The 17,761-nt window shown below is 43.6% G+C and carries 16 protein-coding genes; 6 read left to right on the top strand and 10 right to left on the bottom strand.

Annotated features, from left to right (window positions below):
- Positions 1–264 precede the first annotated feature (264 nt).
- The 4 genes from ACXAEA_RS19290 to ACXAEA_RS19275 all read right to left on the bottom strand — a co-directional run bounded on the left by ACXAEA_RS19290 (position 265) and on the right by ACXAEA_RS19275 (position 3,891).
- Positions 265–1,476 (bottom strand): MFS transporter, encoded by a 1,212-nt coding sequence (locus tag ACXAEA_RS19290; RefSeq protein WP_475097462.1) that lies wholly within the window; start codon positions 1,474–1,476, stop codon positions 265–267.
- Positions 1,477–1,488: 12 nt separating this feature from the next.
- Positions 1,489–1,935 (bottom strand): MarR family winged helix-turn-helix transcriptional regulator, encoded by a 447-nt coding sequence (locus ACXAEA_RS19285; protein ID WP_475097461.1) that lies wholly within the window; start codon positions 1,933–1,935, stop codon positions 1,489–1,491.
- Between the two features lie 138 nt (positions 1,936–2,073).
- Positions 2,074–2,970, bottom strand: coding sequence for an ABC transporter permease subunit (locus tag ACXAEA_RS19280; RefSeq protein WP_475097460.1), 897 nt, complete (start codon positions 2,968–2,970; stop codon positions 2,074–2,076).
- A 12-nt stretch (positions 2,971–2,982) separates the two neighbouring features.
- On the bottom strand, positions 2,983–3,891 hold the full coding sequence (locus ACXAEA_RS19275) for an ABC transporter permease subunit (protein WP_475097459.1): 909 nt from the start codon (positions 3,889–3,891) through the stop codon (positions 2,983–2,985).
- 190 nt (positions 3,892–4,081) lie between these two features.
- On the opposite strand from ACXAEA_RS19275, the gene ACXAEA_RS19270 reads away from it, so the two are divergent.
- The gene (locus tag ACXAEA_RS19270) at positions 4,082–4,558 is read left to right on the top strand and encodes an ArsR/SmtB family transcription factor (RefSeq protein WP_475097458.1); all 477 of its coding nucleotides are present in this window, start codon (positions 4,082–4,084) and stop codon (positions 4,556–4,558) included.
- Positions 4,559–5,827, top strand: coding sequence for an MFS transporter (locus tag ACXAEA_RS19265; RefSeq protein WP_475097457.1), 1,269 nt, complete (start codon positions 4,559–4,561; stop codon positions 5,825–5,827).
- 47 nt (positions 5,828–5,874) lie between these two features.
- Here the strand turns inward: ACXAEA_RS19265 and rluF are convergent, their stop codons facing one another.
- A complete protein-coding gene (rluF, locus tag ACXAEA_RS19260) occupies positions 5,875–6,582 on the bottom strand; it encodes a 23S rRNA pseudouridine(2604) synthase RluF (protein ID WP_475098172.1) in 708 nt (235 codons plus the stop codon).
- A gap of 153 nt (positions 6,583–6,735) precedes the next feature.
- Here rluF and ACXAEA_RS19255 point away from each other — a divergent pair, with 153 nt between their 5' ends.
- The 4 genes from ACXAEA_RS19255 to ACXAEA_RS19240 all read left to right on the top strand — a co-directional run bounded on the left by ACXAEA_RS19255 (position 6,736) and on the right by ACXAEA_RS19240 (position 12,173).
- Positions 6,736–7,815: a lipocalin family protein gene (locus ACXAEA_RS19255; RefSeq protein ID WP_475097456.1), complete on the top strand. Its 1,080-nt coding sequence runs from the start codon at positions 6,736–6,738 to the stop codon at positions 7,813–7,815.
- Positions 7,816–7,932: 117 nt separating this feature from the next.
- On the top strand, positions 7,933–9,237 hold the full coding sequence (locus tag ACXAEA_RS19250; protein ID WP_475097455.1) for a DUF2254 domain-containing protein: 1,305 nt from the start codon (positions 7,933–7,935) through the stop codon (positions 9,235–9,237).
- A 165-nt stretch (positions 9,238–9,402) separates the two neighbouring features.
- The gene (locus ACXAEA_RS19245; protein WP_475097454.1) at positions 9,403–11,619 is read left to right on the top strand and encodes a sensor domain-containing protein; all 2,217 of its coding nucleotides are present in this window, start codon (positions 9,403–9,405) and stop codon (positions 11,617–11,619) included.
- 95 nt (positions 11,620–11,714) lie between these two features.
- Entirely contained in the window at positions 11,715–12,173 is a 459-nt protein-coding gene (locus ACXAEA_RS19240) for a DUF1259 domain-containing protein (RefSeq protein WP_475097453.1), read from the top strand.
- A gap of 235 nt (positions 12,174–12,408) precedes the next feature.
- On the opposite strand, the gene ACXAEA_RS19235 is transcribed toward ACXAEA_RS19240, so the two are convergent.
- From ACXAEA_RS19235 to ACXAEA_RS19215, 5 genes are all read right to left on the bottom strand, one after another.
- Positions 12,409–13,329 (bottom strand): ketopantoate reductase family protein, encoded by a 921-nt coding sequence (locus tag ACXAEA_RS19235; RefSeq protein WP_475097452.1) that lies wholly within the window; start codon positions 13,327–13,329, stop codon positions 12,409–12,411.
- A 60-nt stretch (positions 13,330–13,389) separates the two neighbouring features.
- The gene (locus ACXAEA_RS19230) at positions 13,390–13,545 is read right to left on the bottom strand and encodes a hypothetical protein (RefSeq protein WP_475097451.1); all 156 of its coding nucleotides are present in this window, start codon (positions 13,543–13,545) and stop codon (positions 13,390–13,392) included.
- Positions 13,546–13,547: 2 nt separating this feature from the next.
- Positions 13,548–14,999, bottom strand: coding sequence for a carbon starvation CstA family protein (locus ACXAEA_RS19225; RefSeq protein ID WP_475097450.1), 1,452 nt, complete (start codon positions 14,997–14,999; stop codon positions 13,548–13,550).
- A gap of 175 nt (positions 15,000–15,174) precedes the next feature.
- Positions 15,175–15,906 carry a LytR/AlgR family response regulator transcription factor gene (locus ACXAEA_RS19220; RefSeq protein WP_475097449.1) on the bottom strand — a complete coding sequence of 244 codons (732 nt, stop codon included), beginning with the start codon at positions 15,904–15,906 and terminating at the stop codon, positions 15,175–15,177.
- A gap of 3 nt (positions 15,907–15,909) precedes the next feature.
- Positions 15,910–17,640 (bottom strand): LytS/YhcK type 5TM receptor domain-containing protein, encoded by a 1,731-nt coding sequence (locus tag ACXAEA_RS19215; protein ID WP_475097448.1) that lies wholly within the window; start codon positions 17,638–17,640, stop codon positions 15,910–15,912.
- Positions 17,641–17,761: the final 121 nt, after the last annotated feature.

Here is a 17,761-nt window from a genome sequence, read left to right as displayed (position 1 = left end):
GTCCGCGCCTGTGTTTCTCATTTTGCTCTTTTCAACCTATATCTCTATGTGGATCTATATCAGCAGGCATGAAGTCAGGCGGGAGAATAAAGAATAAAAACAGGTGGGGTTAAGGAATATAATGAGTTTTTTAGGAAAATAGAGTCCAGATTCAGGAATATACACAAAAGGATTTGAGAATAAACCCAAGAAGTAAGAAAAATTGAGTATTGTTATCCTGAAGAAAAGACAAAAAACACGGTGAAAGCCAGTCCACCGTGTTTTTTAAATTCCAACTTCCTTGGACGTTTCAACGAATTGTTCCTTTGATCCCTTTTTCACAACGAAAATCAGGGTGTAAGCAAGCAGCAGCCCAACCAGGAATATGACCGAGAACCCGTATATGAAATGGTAGTTAGTGTAGGAAGCCAGGAGCCCAAGGCCCGCAGATCCAAGAGCCATTCCCAGGTCCATTGAAGAGAAGTACATTGCATTTGCGGTTCCCTGTTTTTCCTTCGATACTGAACTGACAGCAAGTGCCTGAAGGGTAGGAGCTACTGTTCCATATGCGATTCCGTAGAATACGGCTGCAATTAAAAGGGTCACGGTGTTTTGCGTAACTGCTAGAATTGTCAATCCAATCATGCCTGAAATGGTCGCAGGGTAGATGATCACTTTGTGGCTGTACCGGTCGTACAGCCTTCCTGAAAAAGGCCGAATGGCAACCATGACAATCGTCAATACAAGGAAGAATAAAGAAATGGTTGCCCCAAGGTTTGCCTCTTTGCCTAATTCACGGAGGAAGCTGACAACTCCGCCAAGCGTGATGGAGAAAAATGCTGTCAGGATTGCAGGTGTAAAGGCATGCCAGTCAAAGGCGTGTTCCTGGAAGCTGCCTTTCTGTACAACTGTCTTAACTGGGGCTGCTTTTCGCGGGCTTTTTACAAAAATATTCAAGATTAAGGTAAGAAGAGTCAATCCAGCAGAAATAGCGATTAAAAGGTTGAACGAAAAGAGCTGCAGCAATGCCAGCGCAAGCATCGGCCCCAGGCTGGTCCCGACACTCGTTGCCATTCCGTAATACCCGATTCCTTCGCCAAGACGATGGGCTGGTATGATGTTCGTTGCCATCGTAGAAAAAATCGTCGTAATGATTCCGAAGCCAATCCCGTGGAAAACTCTCAACAAGAGTAAAAGGGCAACAGAATCCTGGCCAAAACTTAAGCCTACGGAAACAGCGATAAATCCAAGGGAAATGAGGCTTAATTTTTTGTTGTCAACCTTCTGCATCAGAGATGCGACAAAGGGACGTGATGCAATGGCGGCAACCATGAAGACAGTCGTCATCAAGCCGCCCTGTCCGGGGCTATTTTTAACGTCGGTTATAAAAGCAGGGAAGCCTGCAGTCAACATCTGCAAACAAAGGAAAAATAAAAAAGCCATTACAACAATGGCCGTAAACTGTGCTGTCCACAACTTGGATGTTTTATTCATCATCTTGCCTTCTTTCTAATTGTTTTCCTCCAAAAGCCCGTCTATATTGTCTTCTAACGAAAGTAAAACTTCTCTATATATCGCTAGCCTTTCCTCATCAATTCCATTCGTGATCTGCATGAAGATGTCCTCAAGGTAAGGAGTCACTTTTTCCACAATCTTTGCACCCTTGGGGGTGATTTTTATCAGGAAGGAACGGCGGTCTGATGGATTTGCGAGCCTTTCCACATTTTCTTGTTTTACGAGAAGGTCCAAAATTTTCGTCAAGGTTGCCTGGTCCTTATCTGACCTGATTGACAATTCTTTTTGTGATATCTCATCGGACTCGTTCAACGTCCGCAAGACACTCCACTGTTCAGTTGTTATATTGTAAGACTTTAAGTGAAAATTGATGATCCGGGTCAGTTTCTTGCTTAAACGAACAGAAGCAGAACCGAATGCTTTATCCATAGACAATCCCATGAGTGAATCCTCCTCATTTTATAAAACTAATTATATTACGAAATTTATTTAGTGTAAATATAATTTGTATACAAAGTATATTTAGGCATAAATTAAACCCGGCTTTACACCGGGCAAATAACCTCAGCAGGTGGATGATTAAATATTTGCTTTCCATTCCTTATCGAAAAAACGTCTTAACCCCTCACCTAGAATATTAAATGTAAGAATCATGCAGGTGATCGCTCCGGCTGTAAAAAAAGGAATCCAGAATGCTCTTAGCACATCGCCCCTGGCTTCTCCTAACAAGGTTGGCCAGTTCAGGCTTGTGTTCAGCAATTCACCATAGCCGTAGTTGGTCTGAACAAATATTTGTGTAACAAATATGCCGAATATACCTAACTGCCCGAGCAATAATGCGACCCTCCCTAGATCAATGCAAAAGGTAACGATGATTTCAGGCAATAAACTGGGAAGATAATAGTTTTTGAAAAAATGGGCTGGTCCGATTCCAATCGTTACTCCTGCTTCTACAAAAGGGGACTTGGAAATAGAAATGATTTTCTGCTTCATAATATAGCTGACTCGTCCAATTTCAATGAGTGCCAGGATCACTATGACCCAAACCAATCGATTGGTGCTGAACGTGAAAATGGGGAGTGTGATGAATAAGATTGCAGCAAAAATGATCGGGAGGCCGGATGATAGCTGATTCCACCAGTTGATCAGCCAGCTAAATGGCTTTTTCCAGATAAATGATAATAAAACCAATAGCAATGAAAAAAGGTACCTTATGATGCTGATTGCAAAAATCAATAGAATCGTGTCCTTCGTTCCAGCAATGATGATGCTAAATAAGTCACGGCCATCATGGTCTGTCCCCAGAATATGCTTTGATGATGGTGGAAAGGGGGCTCTGGTGAATTTGCCATCCGCCATCACCATCCGTTCTTCCTGAAGGCCTTTTTTTACAAATGAAAAATGAGGGCCTGCGAGAGCCACCAGTATAGTGGCAGATAAAAAAACCATCCCAATGATTAAATGCCAGTTTCTCAAATGGACAACCTCCTATCGAGGATCGAGCCGGGAACTGAGCAACTGACTGCCAATTTGCACAAACAGCATAATTGCCATGAAGCAAATCCCGAAAGAAATGATCACGCTCGGTTCGTAATTTGATTCTCTGCCGATAAAAATCCTCGGCTCGAAATCAAGTGCAAGCCATAAGCGATAAGCTGCTCCTTTATAGTCCAGCAGATACTCCAGAAATAGTAAATTCGATAATATGTAAATCATCATCGTTGGAACATTATTCAGAATACTCCCAGCACAATTTTTTAGGATATGACGATAAATAATTGTGTCATTATTGAATCCTTTCGCTTTTGCGACCTGGACATATTGCTTTGCAGCCTCGCTGGAAACGGCAGCGGCAGTGATTCTGCTGATATACATGGTTGGATAGATGGATGCAAGCAGGGAGGGGATGATGAAGTTGAACCATTGCTCATGCCCAAAAATGTCGAGCCAATTTAAATAAAATATGATGACCCACTGGACAAAGAGAATAACCAGGAAATCGGGAATGGACATAAGCAGCCAAGTTGTCCAATTTCCAAAGATGTTTTTCCGTTTATTCGAATTCTTGAAGTCAAATATTCCTTTTAAAATGCCGGCGGCTAAGCTAAGCAAAAATGCAGTGACGATAATTTTTAGACTCCGGGGGAAATAGACGGCAATTTCCTTCTCAACCGGCTTATTGTATCTCGTTTCGCCAAAAGTGCCATGTTGGGTAAGATTCTCAATGAAGTTCGTGAGATTCATTTGATATTCTTTCCAAGAGAAGTCGTATGAATAGACAACGGTTGCTGCCCTTCCTTCTCCAGTCACCATTGCCTGCCTTGGGAATAAAGCAATCAAGGTCAGACAGATGCAGACAATAAAAAAGAAGACAATCTTGGTGAGAACCTTCTTCAATCTTCACACCTCGCTTCAATAATTCAGTTATTTTCCAATTCTATTTTAGAAGATTGTAATAAAGTACTAATTCATTACTTTTAAATCACAATGAGGGCAGTGAAATATAATTCTAATTTTTTATTGCATTCTAAAAAATTAGAACGTAAAATAAAAATAGAACATATGAATATATTGGAAGGTGAATCTTGTGGATTATGTAAAGAAGACAATGGAAGTGAACCTGGAACAGCAAAAGTTGATTTCGAGTCCTTTACGAGTAAAAATCATTTACTTGCTTGTAACGAAGCCAATGACTGCAAAGCAGGTGGCAGATGAACTGGGGAAATCAGCTGGCAGCATCCACTATCATATCCAGCAGCTTTACAACGGGGGTATCCTGGAACTGGTGGAAACGAAAGAAAACCGGGGAATCATTGAGAAATACTATCGTTCAAAGGCGACTCATTTTAACTTGAAGAATGAAGAGGGAAAACCTGCCACCGAACAGGTCGTGAACCAGGGGACGTTCGTATCGTTGACGGATGAAGACAGGGAGAAACTGAACGCCGACCTTGATGCTTTGTTTTTGAAATACGTAAAAAAATCGGCAGAGAAAAGTGATGCGAAAAAAACATCCTACGAATTGAATTTCACACTGAAAAGGCAGAAAGAGGAGGAGAGCTAATTGGAAAGGTCTGTTAAGAAAAATTTAATATTATTTCTCTTCGGGAAGGTTACTGCTGTTCTTGGTTCATCGATTTATGCTTTTGCTATTGGATTGTATATCCTGGCGGAAACGGGTTCCAGCCTTAATTTTGCCATCACCCTGGTGCTTAGTATGCTTCCGCGAATCCTGCTGGCTCCAATTGCCGGAACACTAAGTGACCGGTTGAGCCGCAAGAAAATGATTATTACTTCAAACTTCGCGAGTGCAATTTGGCTTAGCACAATACTAGGAGCATTCACCTTCCTCTCACAGGAAATCTGGATCTTATATGCCGCTACTGCGGGTCTAAGCATCATTAACACCTTTTACTCCATTGCCGTTACCTCATCGATCTACAACATGGTCGGACCAGATCACTTGCAAAAAGCGATGTCCCTGAATCAGGCTGCAATTTCTTTGTCGGCCATTTTAGGCCCAGTGCTTGGCGGAGTGTTTTTCGGCCTCTTTCAAATTCACCTCTTCATGGCGTTGAACATCCTAACTTACCTTATCTCAGCAATTATGAGCATCTTCATAGAATACAATCTATTTTCAAGTAAAATTGAAAACAAGAAAGATACCAGCCTGTCAGAAGACCTGAAACAAGGTGTTTCTTATATTAAGAGGCAGCCATTCCTCCTCCATCTGGTGATCCTCAGCATCTGGCTGAACTTCTGGTTTGCTGTCTTCCCTGTCGCGATGCCGTATTTGGTGTTAACAGTCAGGAAAATGACGGCGGTCCAGCTTGGAATCATTGAAGGGGCATTCTCGGTCGGAATGATGGTCATGGCGCTCATTCTGTCAGCGAGGAAAGAAATCAGGCGCAAGGAATTTGCCATCATTGGGGGCATGGTGCTGCTTTCAGCCGTCTTGATGCTGATTGGTCTTCCAGCATTGCCAGTATTTCTGGGTCTGTCCAATGTGGTCATCTTTATCTATTTAATAAGCATGGTTTTATTGTTGGCAGCGTCCATCATGTTCATTAATACACCTGTGAGTGTCCTTCTGCAAAAAAATACACCTGACGAGTATCGGGGAAGAGTCATGTCATTACTGGAAACTGGTGCAAGTGCCATGACACCTTTAGGATTTATCCTATTTGGATTCTTGCTTGAAAAAATGCCTGTATGGCTGCTGCTGGCTGTGTGTGGATTCAGTCTGTTCGCGATGGTCTTCTATCTTTATCGGGAAAAAATGTTCCTAAGGCTGCTGAGGGATGAGGACCAGCCAAGGGCGGCATCCATTTAAGGATATCAAGAAAATGTAAAAAAGGATGAGCTTGGATGCTCATCCTTTTACCATTCTTTCGGCTCATAATTCAATTCACTGAAAAGCTGTCTTTTCTCTTTCTTCGACAGGTCACGCCATTGTCCTACCTGAAGATTACCAAGATGGATGTTCATGATCCGGATTCGCTGAAGCCTGAGGACTTCGTATCCAAGGGTTTCACACATGCGGCGGATTTGCCTGTTCAATCCCTGCGTGAGAATGATGTTGAATTCATATTTTGAGAGTTGGACGACCTTCGCAGGAAGTGTTTTTGTCCCAAGTATTCTTACTCCTTCAGACATAGCCTTGATGAATTCCGGAGTGATCGGCTTGTCCACAGATACGATATATTCTTTCTCGTGCTTATTTTCGGCGCGGAGGATTTCATTTACGATATCGCCGTCATTGGTCATAAGGATCAATCCCTCTGAATCCTTATCAAGTCGGCCGATGTTGAAGATTCTAAGCGGATGATTGACCAGGTCGACGATATTGCCCTTCACTTGCTTCTCAGTGGTGCTTGTGATGCCGACGGGTTTATTCAATGCAATATAAACATAATTTTGCGCCATTCGGATCTCTTCGCCATTGAGTTTTACGACATCTCCGGGTTCGACCTGGCTGCCGATTTTCGCAACCTTTCCATTGATTGTCACACGGCCTTCTTCTACAAGCCGGTCCGCACCGCGTCTTGACGTTTTCCCTGACTCGCTGATGAATTTATTGATACGCAGCTTAATCCCATCCTTACATCTGAATTATATCCTTAAGAATATTCCACTCCGCGTTTATTTTCAAGGGTTGGCCGTTCCTTTTCTCTAAGTTCAAATGTCCCTCTTTCCCTTTTCCTTGCATACCTTACTAAAAAACAGAAGGTGTGTGCTGGGATGAATGACGAAAGATTAGACGGTATTTCACTTCCGGAGGATGCGGGGCCACATGGTGATTCCAATATTGAATGGTGGTATTTTTTTGCTCATTTAAATGGAGACAGGGGCGGCAGGTATGCCGTTATGGCGTCGTTTTTTCGGGTGGGGGAGCTGGATTTTGGAAAAGGGCATTACATCATCCATACATTGATTGATCTTAACAATAGGAAACGCTCCAATTTTTCCAGTATTGATTCTAAGGTGAAACTCGGGATGCTTGCTATCTATCTCCCATTCTATCTATTGCTCCATCCAACTGACAGGAGAATGTGGAGACTCTATAAAAATCTCTTGAAGGGAAAGATTCCTCCTCCGCATACTCTTATGAAGGATGCAGGAATTGATCGGGATCCTGCAACATTGTCCTATGGGAGCCACAAGCTTACCTTTACCGGAGAAGACCAAGCGGCATTTGAGGTTTATTTAAAAGAGAAAAATTCAGAGGTTCAGCTCGGATTTACCCCGTTGAAGCCTGTTGCATTGATTGGCGGAGACGGAAAACCGGATGATTTGTTCTATTATTCTACTACCCGGAATTTTGTGAATGGAAAAATCAAGACCGAATCCGGATGGGAGAATGTCAGTGGCCAGGGCTGGTTTGACCATCAATGGGGCCGTGACTATTCATTGATTAATGGATCTGGCTGGAATTGGTTCGGAATTCAGCTTGTTGATGGCCGGGAATTGCTGTTAAATCAAATGACTTCAGGGAAGCCGGACCCCGAGATGGCAAATGTCATCGAAAAGGACGGGAGTATCCGATTTACCAGGGACCTATCTTTTCAAAAAATAAAGTACTGGAAGAGCCTGAAGACGAATGCCAGGTATCCTGTGGAATGGGAGATTCGCATCCCAGAGTTTGGTATCGAACTTCATATTGAGGCTATTTTCCCTAATCAGGAAATGCTGATCATCGGACCTATCCAGGCGATATGGGAAGGAACTTGCAAAGTCACCGGAAAGGAAAAGCTTGCAGATGGTAAAGTCAATCCCTTGAAAGGAATAGGGTTTATGGAGCTTGTAGGTTATGCAACCTAATTTATAGCCTTGCCGAATGCGGCAAGGTTTTTATCTTTTGAGCTTAGAGTGGATTAAACGTCCCTTTATTGGTCTAAATAAGTAAGGAAAGAGTTGCCAACTAAGGGGCTGGGATTTGTGATTAAGAAGATGGCTTTACGAATAAGGGAAAGTATCTGGCTTCAGCCGGGAATCTATAGTATTTTTGCATTTATCCTGGCGTTGTTTGTGATCTACATCGACCATTATGAACTGGCTCAGGGGTATGTACCTTCATTCCTGCTGACAAACGTCGAGCTGGCGCAGACCATCCTTGGTTCGATTTCTGCTGCCTTGCTGACAATGACCACCATTACTTTTTCTACAATAATGGTTGTACTGACTACCTATTCCTCTCAATTTTCTCCGAGGACATTGAATAACTTCGTTGAGGATCCTGTGACCATGAGGGTACTTGGAATCTTCATGGGCGGTTTTGTATACTCCATACTTTCATTGCTGTTCATGAGTGAATCATGGTACGAGAGCCAGGTAATTTCAGCTACAGTCGGTGTATTGATCGCGTTTATCTGTCTGGCATTTTTCGCCTATTTTATCCATAATGTCGCTACCTCCATCCAAGTGGGTACCCTGATTAGAGAAATAACCGAGGGTGCCCTTAAAGTCATCAAAAGGCAGGAGGATGTTCTTGAGAGCGAGTACACAAATGTCATTGACGACAGAAAAGACGCCGGTTTCACCTATGAATTCATCAGGGACGTTAAATGCAGGGGCTATGGCTATGTCCAGCTTACAGACTATGAAGGACTGATGAGGTATTCTTCGCAGAAAGAGATTGGGATTGAAGCGAATTTCATGAATGGGGATTTTCTCACAGAAGAAAGCATCGCGTTCCGAGTCCATCACAATGAGATGGTCGATGATGAGATGGATGCTGCATTGAATCAGTACTTGAAGCTTGGGAAGGAACGGTCATCCTTCCAGGATCCGGAATTTGCGCTCCAGAAAATTGTCGAGGTTGCCTTAAGAGCAATCTCGCCGGCAATCAACGATCCGAACACGGCCAGAGTCTGCATTTCCTATCTTGGCATGGCCCTGTCACATCTGGCCAGGGTCAGGTCGAATGGACGCTACATTGCTTATTATGATTCGGACATGCAGCCGCGAATCATCAGGAAGCAGAAACGGACGATGGATATACTTTATCTATCCTTCTATCAGCTTGCTCACTATGGCAGTCAGGATATCTCGATTCTGTTCGCCCTAATTGATGCATTTATTCTCATCGGGAAAAATGCAGATGAATCTTTGAAGCGAAGCATATGGGACCTTTACATTTATTGTATGGAAAAATTCAAATCAAACGAGCTGAAAGAACTCGACCAGATCTACCTGAATGAGAAAAAGAGAGAACTGTCTACAGTTCTTGGCATTGCCCTGTAGAAATAGTTGTTATCCAAAATTATTCAAAAAACTAGTTCATATGTAATAATCTCATTGTGCCAACCATGTATTGTTTGATATGTTAATAATATACATCTGTTTTAAAATAAGCATTTTTACAGAACCGCATACACTTACAGCGAGGCACATGGGGGAAACTGGTCAATGGGCAGTGACAGGAAGCTACATAGATATAATGTACTATATATGATTCTACTTCTTTTGTTTGCAGAATTGATTGATTGGCTCACTTCTTTTTACTTTTCAATCAGTGAAGTGAATGGCTATCTGATAGATGCCAGTGTAACCATAGTGTTTATTGCTCTGGTCATCCGTTTATTCAGAGGAATGAAAAATACGGCAGAGGATTTGCGTGATACTAAAAAGAGGCTGAAAAGCATTTTTGATACACTGGATGTGGCAATCTGGTCGCATGACCTGAAGACTGATACGCTCTTGATTACTTCGGGAATTGAAAAACTTTATGGCTATTCATCTGAAGAGTTTTATAAAGATAATACACTCTGGAAAAAGGTAATTCACCCTGAGGACCATGCAATTTTAGCGGAAAGAGAATCATTATTATCCAGGGGTGAAGCAGTAACAAGTATGTACCGGATCATCCGCCCTGACGGAGAGGTTCGCTGGATCCAGGATAGGGGAATTCCGGTATTGGATGAAAATGGAGAGTTTGTTGATTTTACGAGTGTGCTATTCGATATTACCGACCGGCAGGAAAGTGAAGGACGCTACCGGAGTTTAGTAGAAATGTCTCCCGATTTAATTGCTGTATATAGCAGGGGAAAGCTCGATTATATCAATGAAGCAGGCTGTAAACTCTTTAAGGCAGGAGGTCCTTCCGAATTGATCGGGAAGCCAATCGCGAGCCTGATTCCACCCGAGGTGCTCGCCCAGATTAAAAATCGCGAACTGACCATCGATGAAAATTTTGAAGAAAAACAATGGTTCGAATTTAAAGCAACCCAGGTGGATGGAAAAGAAATCGATGTCGAGATGTCAGCAATGCCTATTTTATATGAAGGCAGGATGGCAGAACAGATTGTCGGCCGTGATTTGACGCAGCGCAAGAAGGCGGAAAAAACAATAAAGTATATGGCTTACTACGATGTTCTTACCGGCCTTCCAAACAGGAACATGGTCAGGAAGCATTTGAATGCCTCACTGAAAAATGGGGACCAGGAGCTTGCTGTTCTTTTCCTTGACCTTGACCGTTTCAAGATCATCAATGATACAAAGGGCCATCGTGTGGGCGATCTTCTATTGAAGGTCGTAGCCAGCAGGCTGAAGAATGCCGTCCAGGATCTGGGTCTTGTCTCGCGGCAGGGCGGAGATGAATTTATCATCTTACTGAAAGGCCTGAAAAAGGAATTTATCATTGAAGTGGCCGAACGGATTCTGGAGGAGTTTTCGGAGGCAATCGTCGTTGAGAACCAGGAATTCTTTGTCACTCCAAGCATTGGCATCAGTATGGCCCCAGTGGACGGCCAGGATGAGGAAACATTGATCAAGCACGCCGATACTGCGATGTACCTGGCAAAAGATAAAGGGAAAAACAATTATCAGTTTTATACCAATCAGCTTCAGGGGCTTTCTTCCCGGAAAATGGAACTGGAAAATGGGTTAAGAAAGGCGCTGGAGCAAGATCAGCTCATGCTCCATTACCAGCCGCAGGTCAATCTCGAGACTGGGAGAATTATCGGGGTGGAGGCACTTGTAAGATGGCAGCATCCTGACAAGGGAATCATTACACCGGGGGAATTTATTCCGCTTGCTGAAGAAACCGGCCTGATTGTTCCGCTTGGAAAATGGGTGCTGAGAAAGGCTTCAGAGCAAAACAAAATCTGGCAGGACAAAGGATATAGCCCATTCCCGATATCGGTGAACATATCCGTGCGCCAGCTCCAGGAAGACAGATTCCTTGATACGGTACAACAGATACTGAATGAAACAAAACTTGCTCCTAACTACCTGGATCTTGAAATTACTGAAAGTATCATGCAGAACAGCGAGAAGTCGGCCGAGATCCTTGACCAGTTAAAAGAACTTGGTGTTTCACTGGCAATTGATGATTTTGGGACAGGATATTCATCATTGAGCTTACTAAAGCATCTTCCAATCGATAAAATAAAGATTGATAAATCATTTGTCGATGATATCATCCATCATTCCAATCAGGGAGCGATGGTCAAAACGATCATCGATATGGGCCATAACCTGCAATTCAATGTCATCGCTGAAGGCGTCGAAGAGCAGGAACAGGTTGAATTCCTGCTGGAAAATGGCTGCAAGATCGGCCAGGGCTATCATTTCAGCAGGCCGCTGCCGCTGGAATCAATCGAAAAGCTGCTAGTCCATAATTGAAGCCATGAAGGCATCCTGCTGGATCAGAATGCCTTTTTTTTGAATAAATGATCCATGTTTAGGGATGCTAAAAGGTAAAAAAGGAAGTGATGGAAATGATAAAGAGAATCATGACAATGGCTATGATTCTTGCAATCTTGCTGCCTGTTGCTGCCCATGCACAGGGCCAACCGGACTGCGGATTGCTTGCGAAAATCTTTTATACAGATGTTGAGGTAGACAATGGAGCGTGCAAGGTAGAAATCGCACGTAAAAATATTAAACCGACTCATATGGGGGAAAAACTTTCACCGGAAACGATGGAACTCGTATTCCATTTCGGATTTGAAAAAGTGGATGGCGGAACAGCGGTTATGGGAGAGATGGCTCTTCTTCAAGAGGAAGTAAATCCTGTCATAGATGAATTGCGTAAAGGAAAGCTTGAGGTTTCGGCTGTGCACAACCATATGCTTCATGAAGAACCGAGAATCATGTATGTCCATTTCCAGGGGATAGGGAATGTGGAACAGCAGGCAAAAACAATCAAGGCGGCGATTGATCAGACAAGCAAGTAAGGAAAGAGTAAGTATTGAAGAGAATAAACTAAATTTGGTTAAAAAAAGTGCCTGAACCTATGTAAGTACTAAATACTCATAGGAATCCGGCACTTCTTTTTTGATTCATTTTTTGCATATTAATCGATACCTGCGATTTTTTCTCAAAAAAGAGATGTTATTCGCAAATTCCGAAGGTTTATTCGCAAAAAGCTAATTTATTCGCAAACAGGGAACTCCTGCTAATTACCGATAATTAATCCAGGTTGTGCTCGTAGATTTTAACATTAGCAAAAATGGATGATAGTGTTGGTGCAGGCATCCCAAGCTGGGCACTTTTCTCCAGTAAATAGCCAAATAGATGGTCACCTTCAGTCATGAGCGATTTTTCCATATCACGCTGGAGGGAGGATTTCATCCCGTGACCAATCTCGTTCAATTTGCTGAGTGTTCCTGCCAATGCTTCATCAGCAAGAGGGGCGCTTAGTCCTGTCATGATTGCCACAGTCTCATGGAGTAAGCACTCGATCGTCTCCAAACCTTGCTTTTGCTCGCGGATCGGGCCGATTGGCGACCTGAACAGTGAAGTGATGCCGCTTAATGAGGTGATGAACAAGTATTTGTGCCACATTTCCTGCTCGATTTTTTCAGAAAGACGGAAGTTAGTCTTTGATCCTTCGAATGCCTTCTGCAGTCTCAAAATCCTCTCCGTTTTTTCTCCATTGCGTTCGCCGAAGACTAAATCATGGATTGGACTAGTTTGGATGACTGATCCGTTGTCATCAAGTGTCGTTTCGATAAAGCAAAGTCCACCGATTACCTTTTCTGCCCCAAAGGCTTCTGCCAAAACATCAAGATGGGCAATTCCATTCAATAACGGCAGGATCATTGTTTGTGTGCCGACATAAGGACGGATGCTTTGAATTGCGCCGTCCAGATGATAGGACTTCGTAGAAACCACAATCACATCAAAGGGCTCCACAATCTGTCCAGCTAAAATTGTTTTTGGATCAGGAAATTGCATATTGCCGTGGATACTCTCGACACTCAATCCCTTTTCACGCAGTTCCTGCTGGCGTCTGTCACGAACAAGAAACGTGACATCTTCTCCTTTTTCAAGCAGCCTGCCGCCGAAGTAGCCGCCAATGGCACCAGCGCCAACAATTAAGATTTTCATATTAATCAGCCTCCTCAAGATATAAAAGTGCACGCCTGATTCCAAGCGTGCACCCAGTTTCTAATTTGCAAGGAAGGCTGAGAGCAACCCACCTGCAGAAATTAGGACAATGATGATTTTTGCGAATAGGGGAAGTTGTTCTTTCCCTTTGTTATTGACCTGCTCTTCCTTCTCATTGACCGATTTACGGTAATTTGGGCTGCAGCATCCGCTCATCGTTATGCCACCTTGTTGTAGTTAGAGATATCTTCATCAAGCTGGACATTGTTTGCCCGTGCTTTTTTAGCGGCATTGAAGAAGATGACCGTGATGACTGCAGTTACGATTGCCGCGCCGATATTGGAAACTGTAAGTGATTGGCCGAATCCAATTTGAGCATTAAGGATATAAGAAGTCGTTGCCATTGTCATGAAAATACCTGGAATCACCGCAATCCAGTAATTCTTCTTGGCAATGAACAGGTACATCGCACCAACCCAAAGCGCGATGACAGCTGTAGATTGGTTAGCCCATGAGAAGTATCTCCAAAGAATCGTGAAATCCACTTTTGTCAAAGCGAAAGAAATGACGAATAAAGGAAGCGCAATCCATAGACGGCTAGTAAATTTCTTTTGTGCAAAATTGAAGTAGTCAGCAATGATCATACGCGCGCTGCGGAAAGCAGTATCACCAGAAGTGATTGGCAATACGATTACACCTAGAACTGCAAGTGTCCCGCCGATTGCGCCAAGCATCGCTGTTGAAGCTTCACTTACGATTGCAGCCGGTCCGCCGTTAGCAAGCATGTCGTTCAAGCCATTGTAGCCGTCGAACAAGCTCATTGCTGCAGCTGCCCAGATCATTGCGATGATACCTTCAGCGATCATCATGCCGTAAAAAATCTTGCGGCCTTGCTTTTCATTTTGTGTTGTACGAGAAATGATCGGTGTTTGTGTTGCATGGAAACCTGATAGCGCTCCACAAGAGATTGTTAAGAACAAGAGCGGGAAAATCGCTGCATTATCAGGATGGAAGTTTGTTAATGACAATTCTGGAATTGGCGCTCCAGTCACGACAAGCATTCCTCCGACACCTACAGCACTGATCAACAGCAATGCGCCGAAAACAGGGTAGAAGCGGCCGATGATTTTATCAACAGGCAGAAGTGTCGCTAAAATATAGTAAACAAAAATTGCAGCAACGATGATGCCCATTGCAACCTTACCGTCCATCAGGTTGTGAAGCAATCCAGCAGGAGCTGTGACGAAAACGGTTCCAACTAATAGTAAAAGAAGAATCGCAAATGCGTTAACAACGTGTTTCATGACTTTTCCGAGGAACTTTCCAGCCAGTTCAGGAAGGTGTGCACCGCGGTTGCGGATGGAAATCATCCCTGTCAAATAGTCATGGACTGCACCAGCGAAAATCGCACCTAGAACGATCCAAAGGAAAGCAACTGGACCGTATAGCGCTCCCATGATTGGCCCGAAGATTGGACCGACACCGGCGATATTCAATAATTGAATCAATGAGTTCTTTGCTGTGGACATTGGCACATAATCAACGTCATCCTTATGAGTGAAAGCCGGTGTGGAACGAGTTTCGTTCACCCCGAAAACCTTTTCTACAAACTTGCCATACGTAAAATAACCAATAATCAATAGTGCGATACCAGCTAGAAAGGTATACATATGAAACCTCCTTATGAAATGTATGCGTTTACATAAGTATAATAGAGTACTAGAAAATATGGCTGAATTGTGAACAAGATGCAGAAAAGTGGGGATGAAATGCAGGAATGGGCGATTTACATGCATTAAAAAACGAAAAAAGCACCAAATTGATGCTTTTTGAAAAAGTTAATTATTATAATTCCAGTTGTGTCCGTAGTGCTTTTACATAATTTCGGCTCACTGATAATAATTCATCACGCCCTGCGATTTCCAGTTGGTATGCTCCGTTGAACCATGGAGTAAGACGGATGACATAATCGAGATTTACAAGGTAGCTTTTATGGATGCGGAAAAAGGAATAGGGCAGAAGCCGGCTTTCAAGATCCTTCAAAGGAGTTTTCGTTTCGTACTCTCTTGTTTTCGTCATGATTTTCGAGAATTTTTCTTCCCTGGATATGTAAAGGATCTCTTTCGGGTCAAGATAAAAAATCTCACCGTCGCCCTCAACTGCAAGTTTCCCTGGGGGCTTGCTGCTTTCAGGCTCTGCTGGAGCTTGAAAGTGCTTCTCGATTCTCTGGATCGTTTCACTCAGCTGAGTTTCGTCATAGGGTTTAAGCAGGTAGTCGACTGCTTCATATCTGAACGCCTCTGCCGCGAATTGCGGATAGGCGGTAGCGAAGACGATCAAAGGTGCTTTTTTCAATTCCATCAGTGATTTGGCTGCTTCCATCCCATTCATTTTTGGCATTTCCACATCGAGGAAGACAACATGGGGATGAAGATGCAAGGCTTTCATTACTGCAGCTTCACCAGTTTCAGCTTCTCCAACAACATGGATGGCAGGAAATGATTTTAACAAGTGCTTCAATTCATCCCGGCTGTACATTTCGTCATCAACAATCAAAGTCCGTATCATATTTTCCATCGATCATTCCTCCACTTGTGGAATGGAAAAAGAAATTTTCGTTCCCTTCCCAGGTACACTTTCAATTCTGAGAGAAGCTCTTTCTCCATACTTCATCTTCAGCCTTCTGTTGACGTTATAGAGTGCGATCCCGCTCCCTGTTTCAGATTCGATAATTTGCTTTCCTAATTGATGGATGCGATCCTCGCTCATCCCCTGTCCGTTATCTTCAACGGTTACGGTTGTGCTTTGTTCGTCTTTATGGATGGCGATATGGATGTGGCTGTCCTGATCCATATTCTTTATTCCATGCTTAACCGCATTTTCAACGATTGGCTGCAGCGTCAGCGGAGGAATGTTTACAAGAAGAGCCTTATCTTCAATATCGTAAGTAACTCTCAGCTTTTCCACAAAACGGGCCTCTTCAATCGAAAGATAGGCCTTCACATGGCGTAATTCCTGTTCGAGTGAAGTAGTCGTCACTGTTGTCGCGTTAAGGTTTTGCCTCAGGAAATGGGAAAGCGAAACAAGCAGCTGACGTGCCTTGGCAGGGTCGATTCTGATCAGTGATGTGATGACATTCAGCGTATTGAAAAGGAAATGAGGGCTGATCTGGGCCTGCAATGCTTTTACCTCAGCTTCCTTGGCGAGCTGGTAGGCTTTATCTGCCTCGGCGATTTCAAGCTGATTGCTGAGAAGATTGCTGAGGCCGGATATGAGCTCAATGACGATATTTGTGATTTCTTTTTCCGATTTAAAATAAAACTTCAGCGTTCCAATCGTTTCATCGCGCAGCTTTAACGGCGCGATGACCGCAGCTCCAAGCGGGCAGTTTTGCTGACGGCAATGGATTGTCTCATCGTTCGCGATCACGAGCTTGCCCATTTTCAGCACATCTCTGGTAATCTGTGTTTGAATCGGACTGCTTGAGCGGTGGTGATCGTCGCCAATTCCGATATGGGCAAGAATACCGGTCTGGTTCGTCATCGCCACGGCGCTTGTCTGTACCTCATTGTGGAGGATCTGGCAGACTGCCCGTGCAGAGTCAGGATTGATCCCTTTACGCAAGTATGCGAGGGTCTGGTCGGCAATCCGAAGTGTTTTCTGCGCCAGCATGGCACCGGCTTTCTCCTCTTCAGAAACAACGTTTTTTATCACCATTAAGAATAATGCTGAACCGAGACCGTTCGCCACGATCATTGGGACTCCGATAATCTCGACAAGCGTCATGGCTTTATCATAAGGCTTCGCCATTAATAGGATGATCAACATTTGGACGGTTTCCGCGATGGCTCCGACCATGAAGGCAGTCGTCAGATTGACGTATTTCTTTTTTTGAAACCTGCCGGCAATAATTCCGGCCACAATGGCGGCAAGACCGCAGGCGAGCGCGGTAAAACCGCCAAGAGTGAAACGATGGAAACCGGCAATGATTCCCGCCCCGATCCCGACTTTATACCCGCCAAGCAATCCGGCGATGACAATGCCAATCACACGAGAGTTGGCGATCGCCTCATCTGAAGCCAGGTCAGCCGCCCAGCGGTTGAACTGGAGTGTATCGGTATTGAAGCTCATGCCCGAATAAGTTCCAATAATCCCGAAAAAACCGAAGAAAACAATCGCCAAATATTGCTGGCGCCGGTTCAGGGAATCATGGTAAATCAAACCCCGGAAAAAGCGGAATCTAGTTAAAATGAATGCAATTGTCACAATGATGCCGAGCCGCTCCAGCATCGTAATCAGTAATTCGAACATAGCCGTACACCTCAGGATGTGTTTGTATCCATTTTAATTGAACGTATGGGGAAAAAAAAGATATTAAGATATGCTTTCAATTTTTGGTATATAATGATAAAAAAATGTCTGGGCGGTGTTG

This window comes from Mesobacillus sp. ABV4_180, from assembly GCF_056158485.1.
Note: the sequence above shows the minus strand (reverse complement) of the source record. Positions and strands in the feature narration are given on the sequence as shown.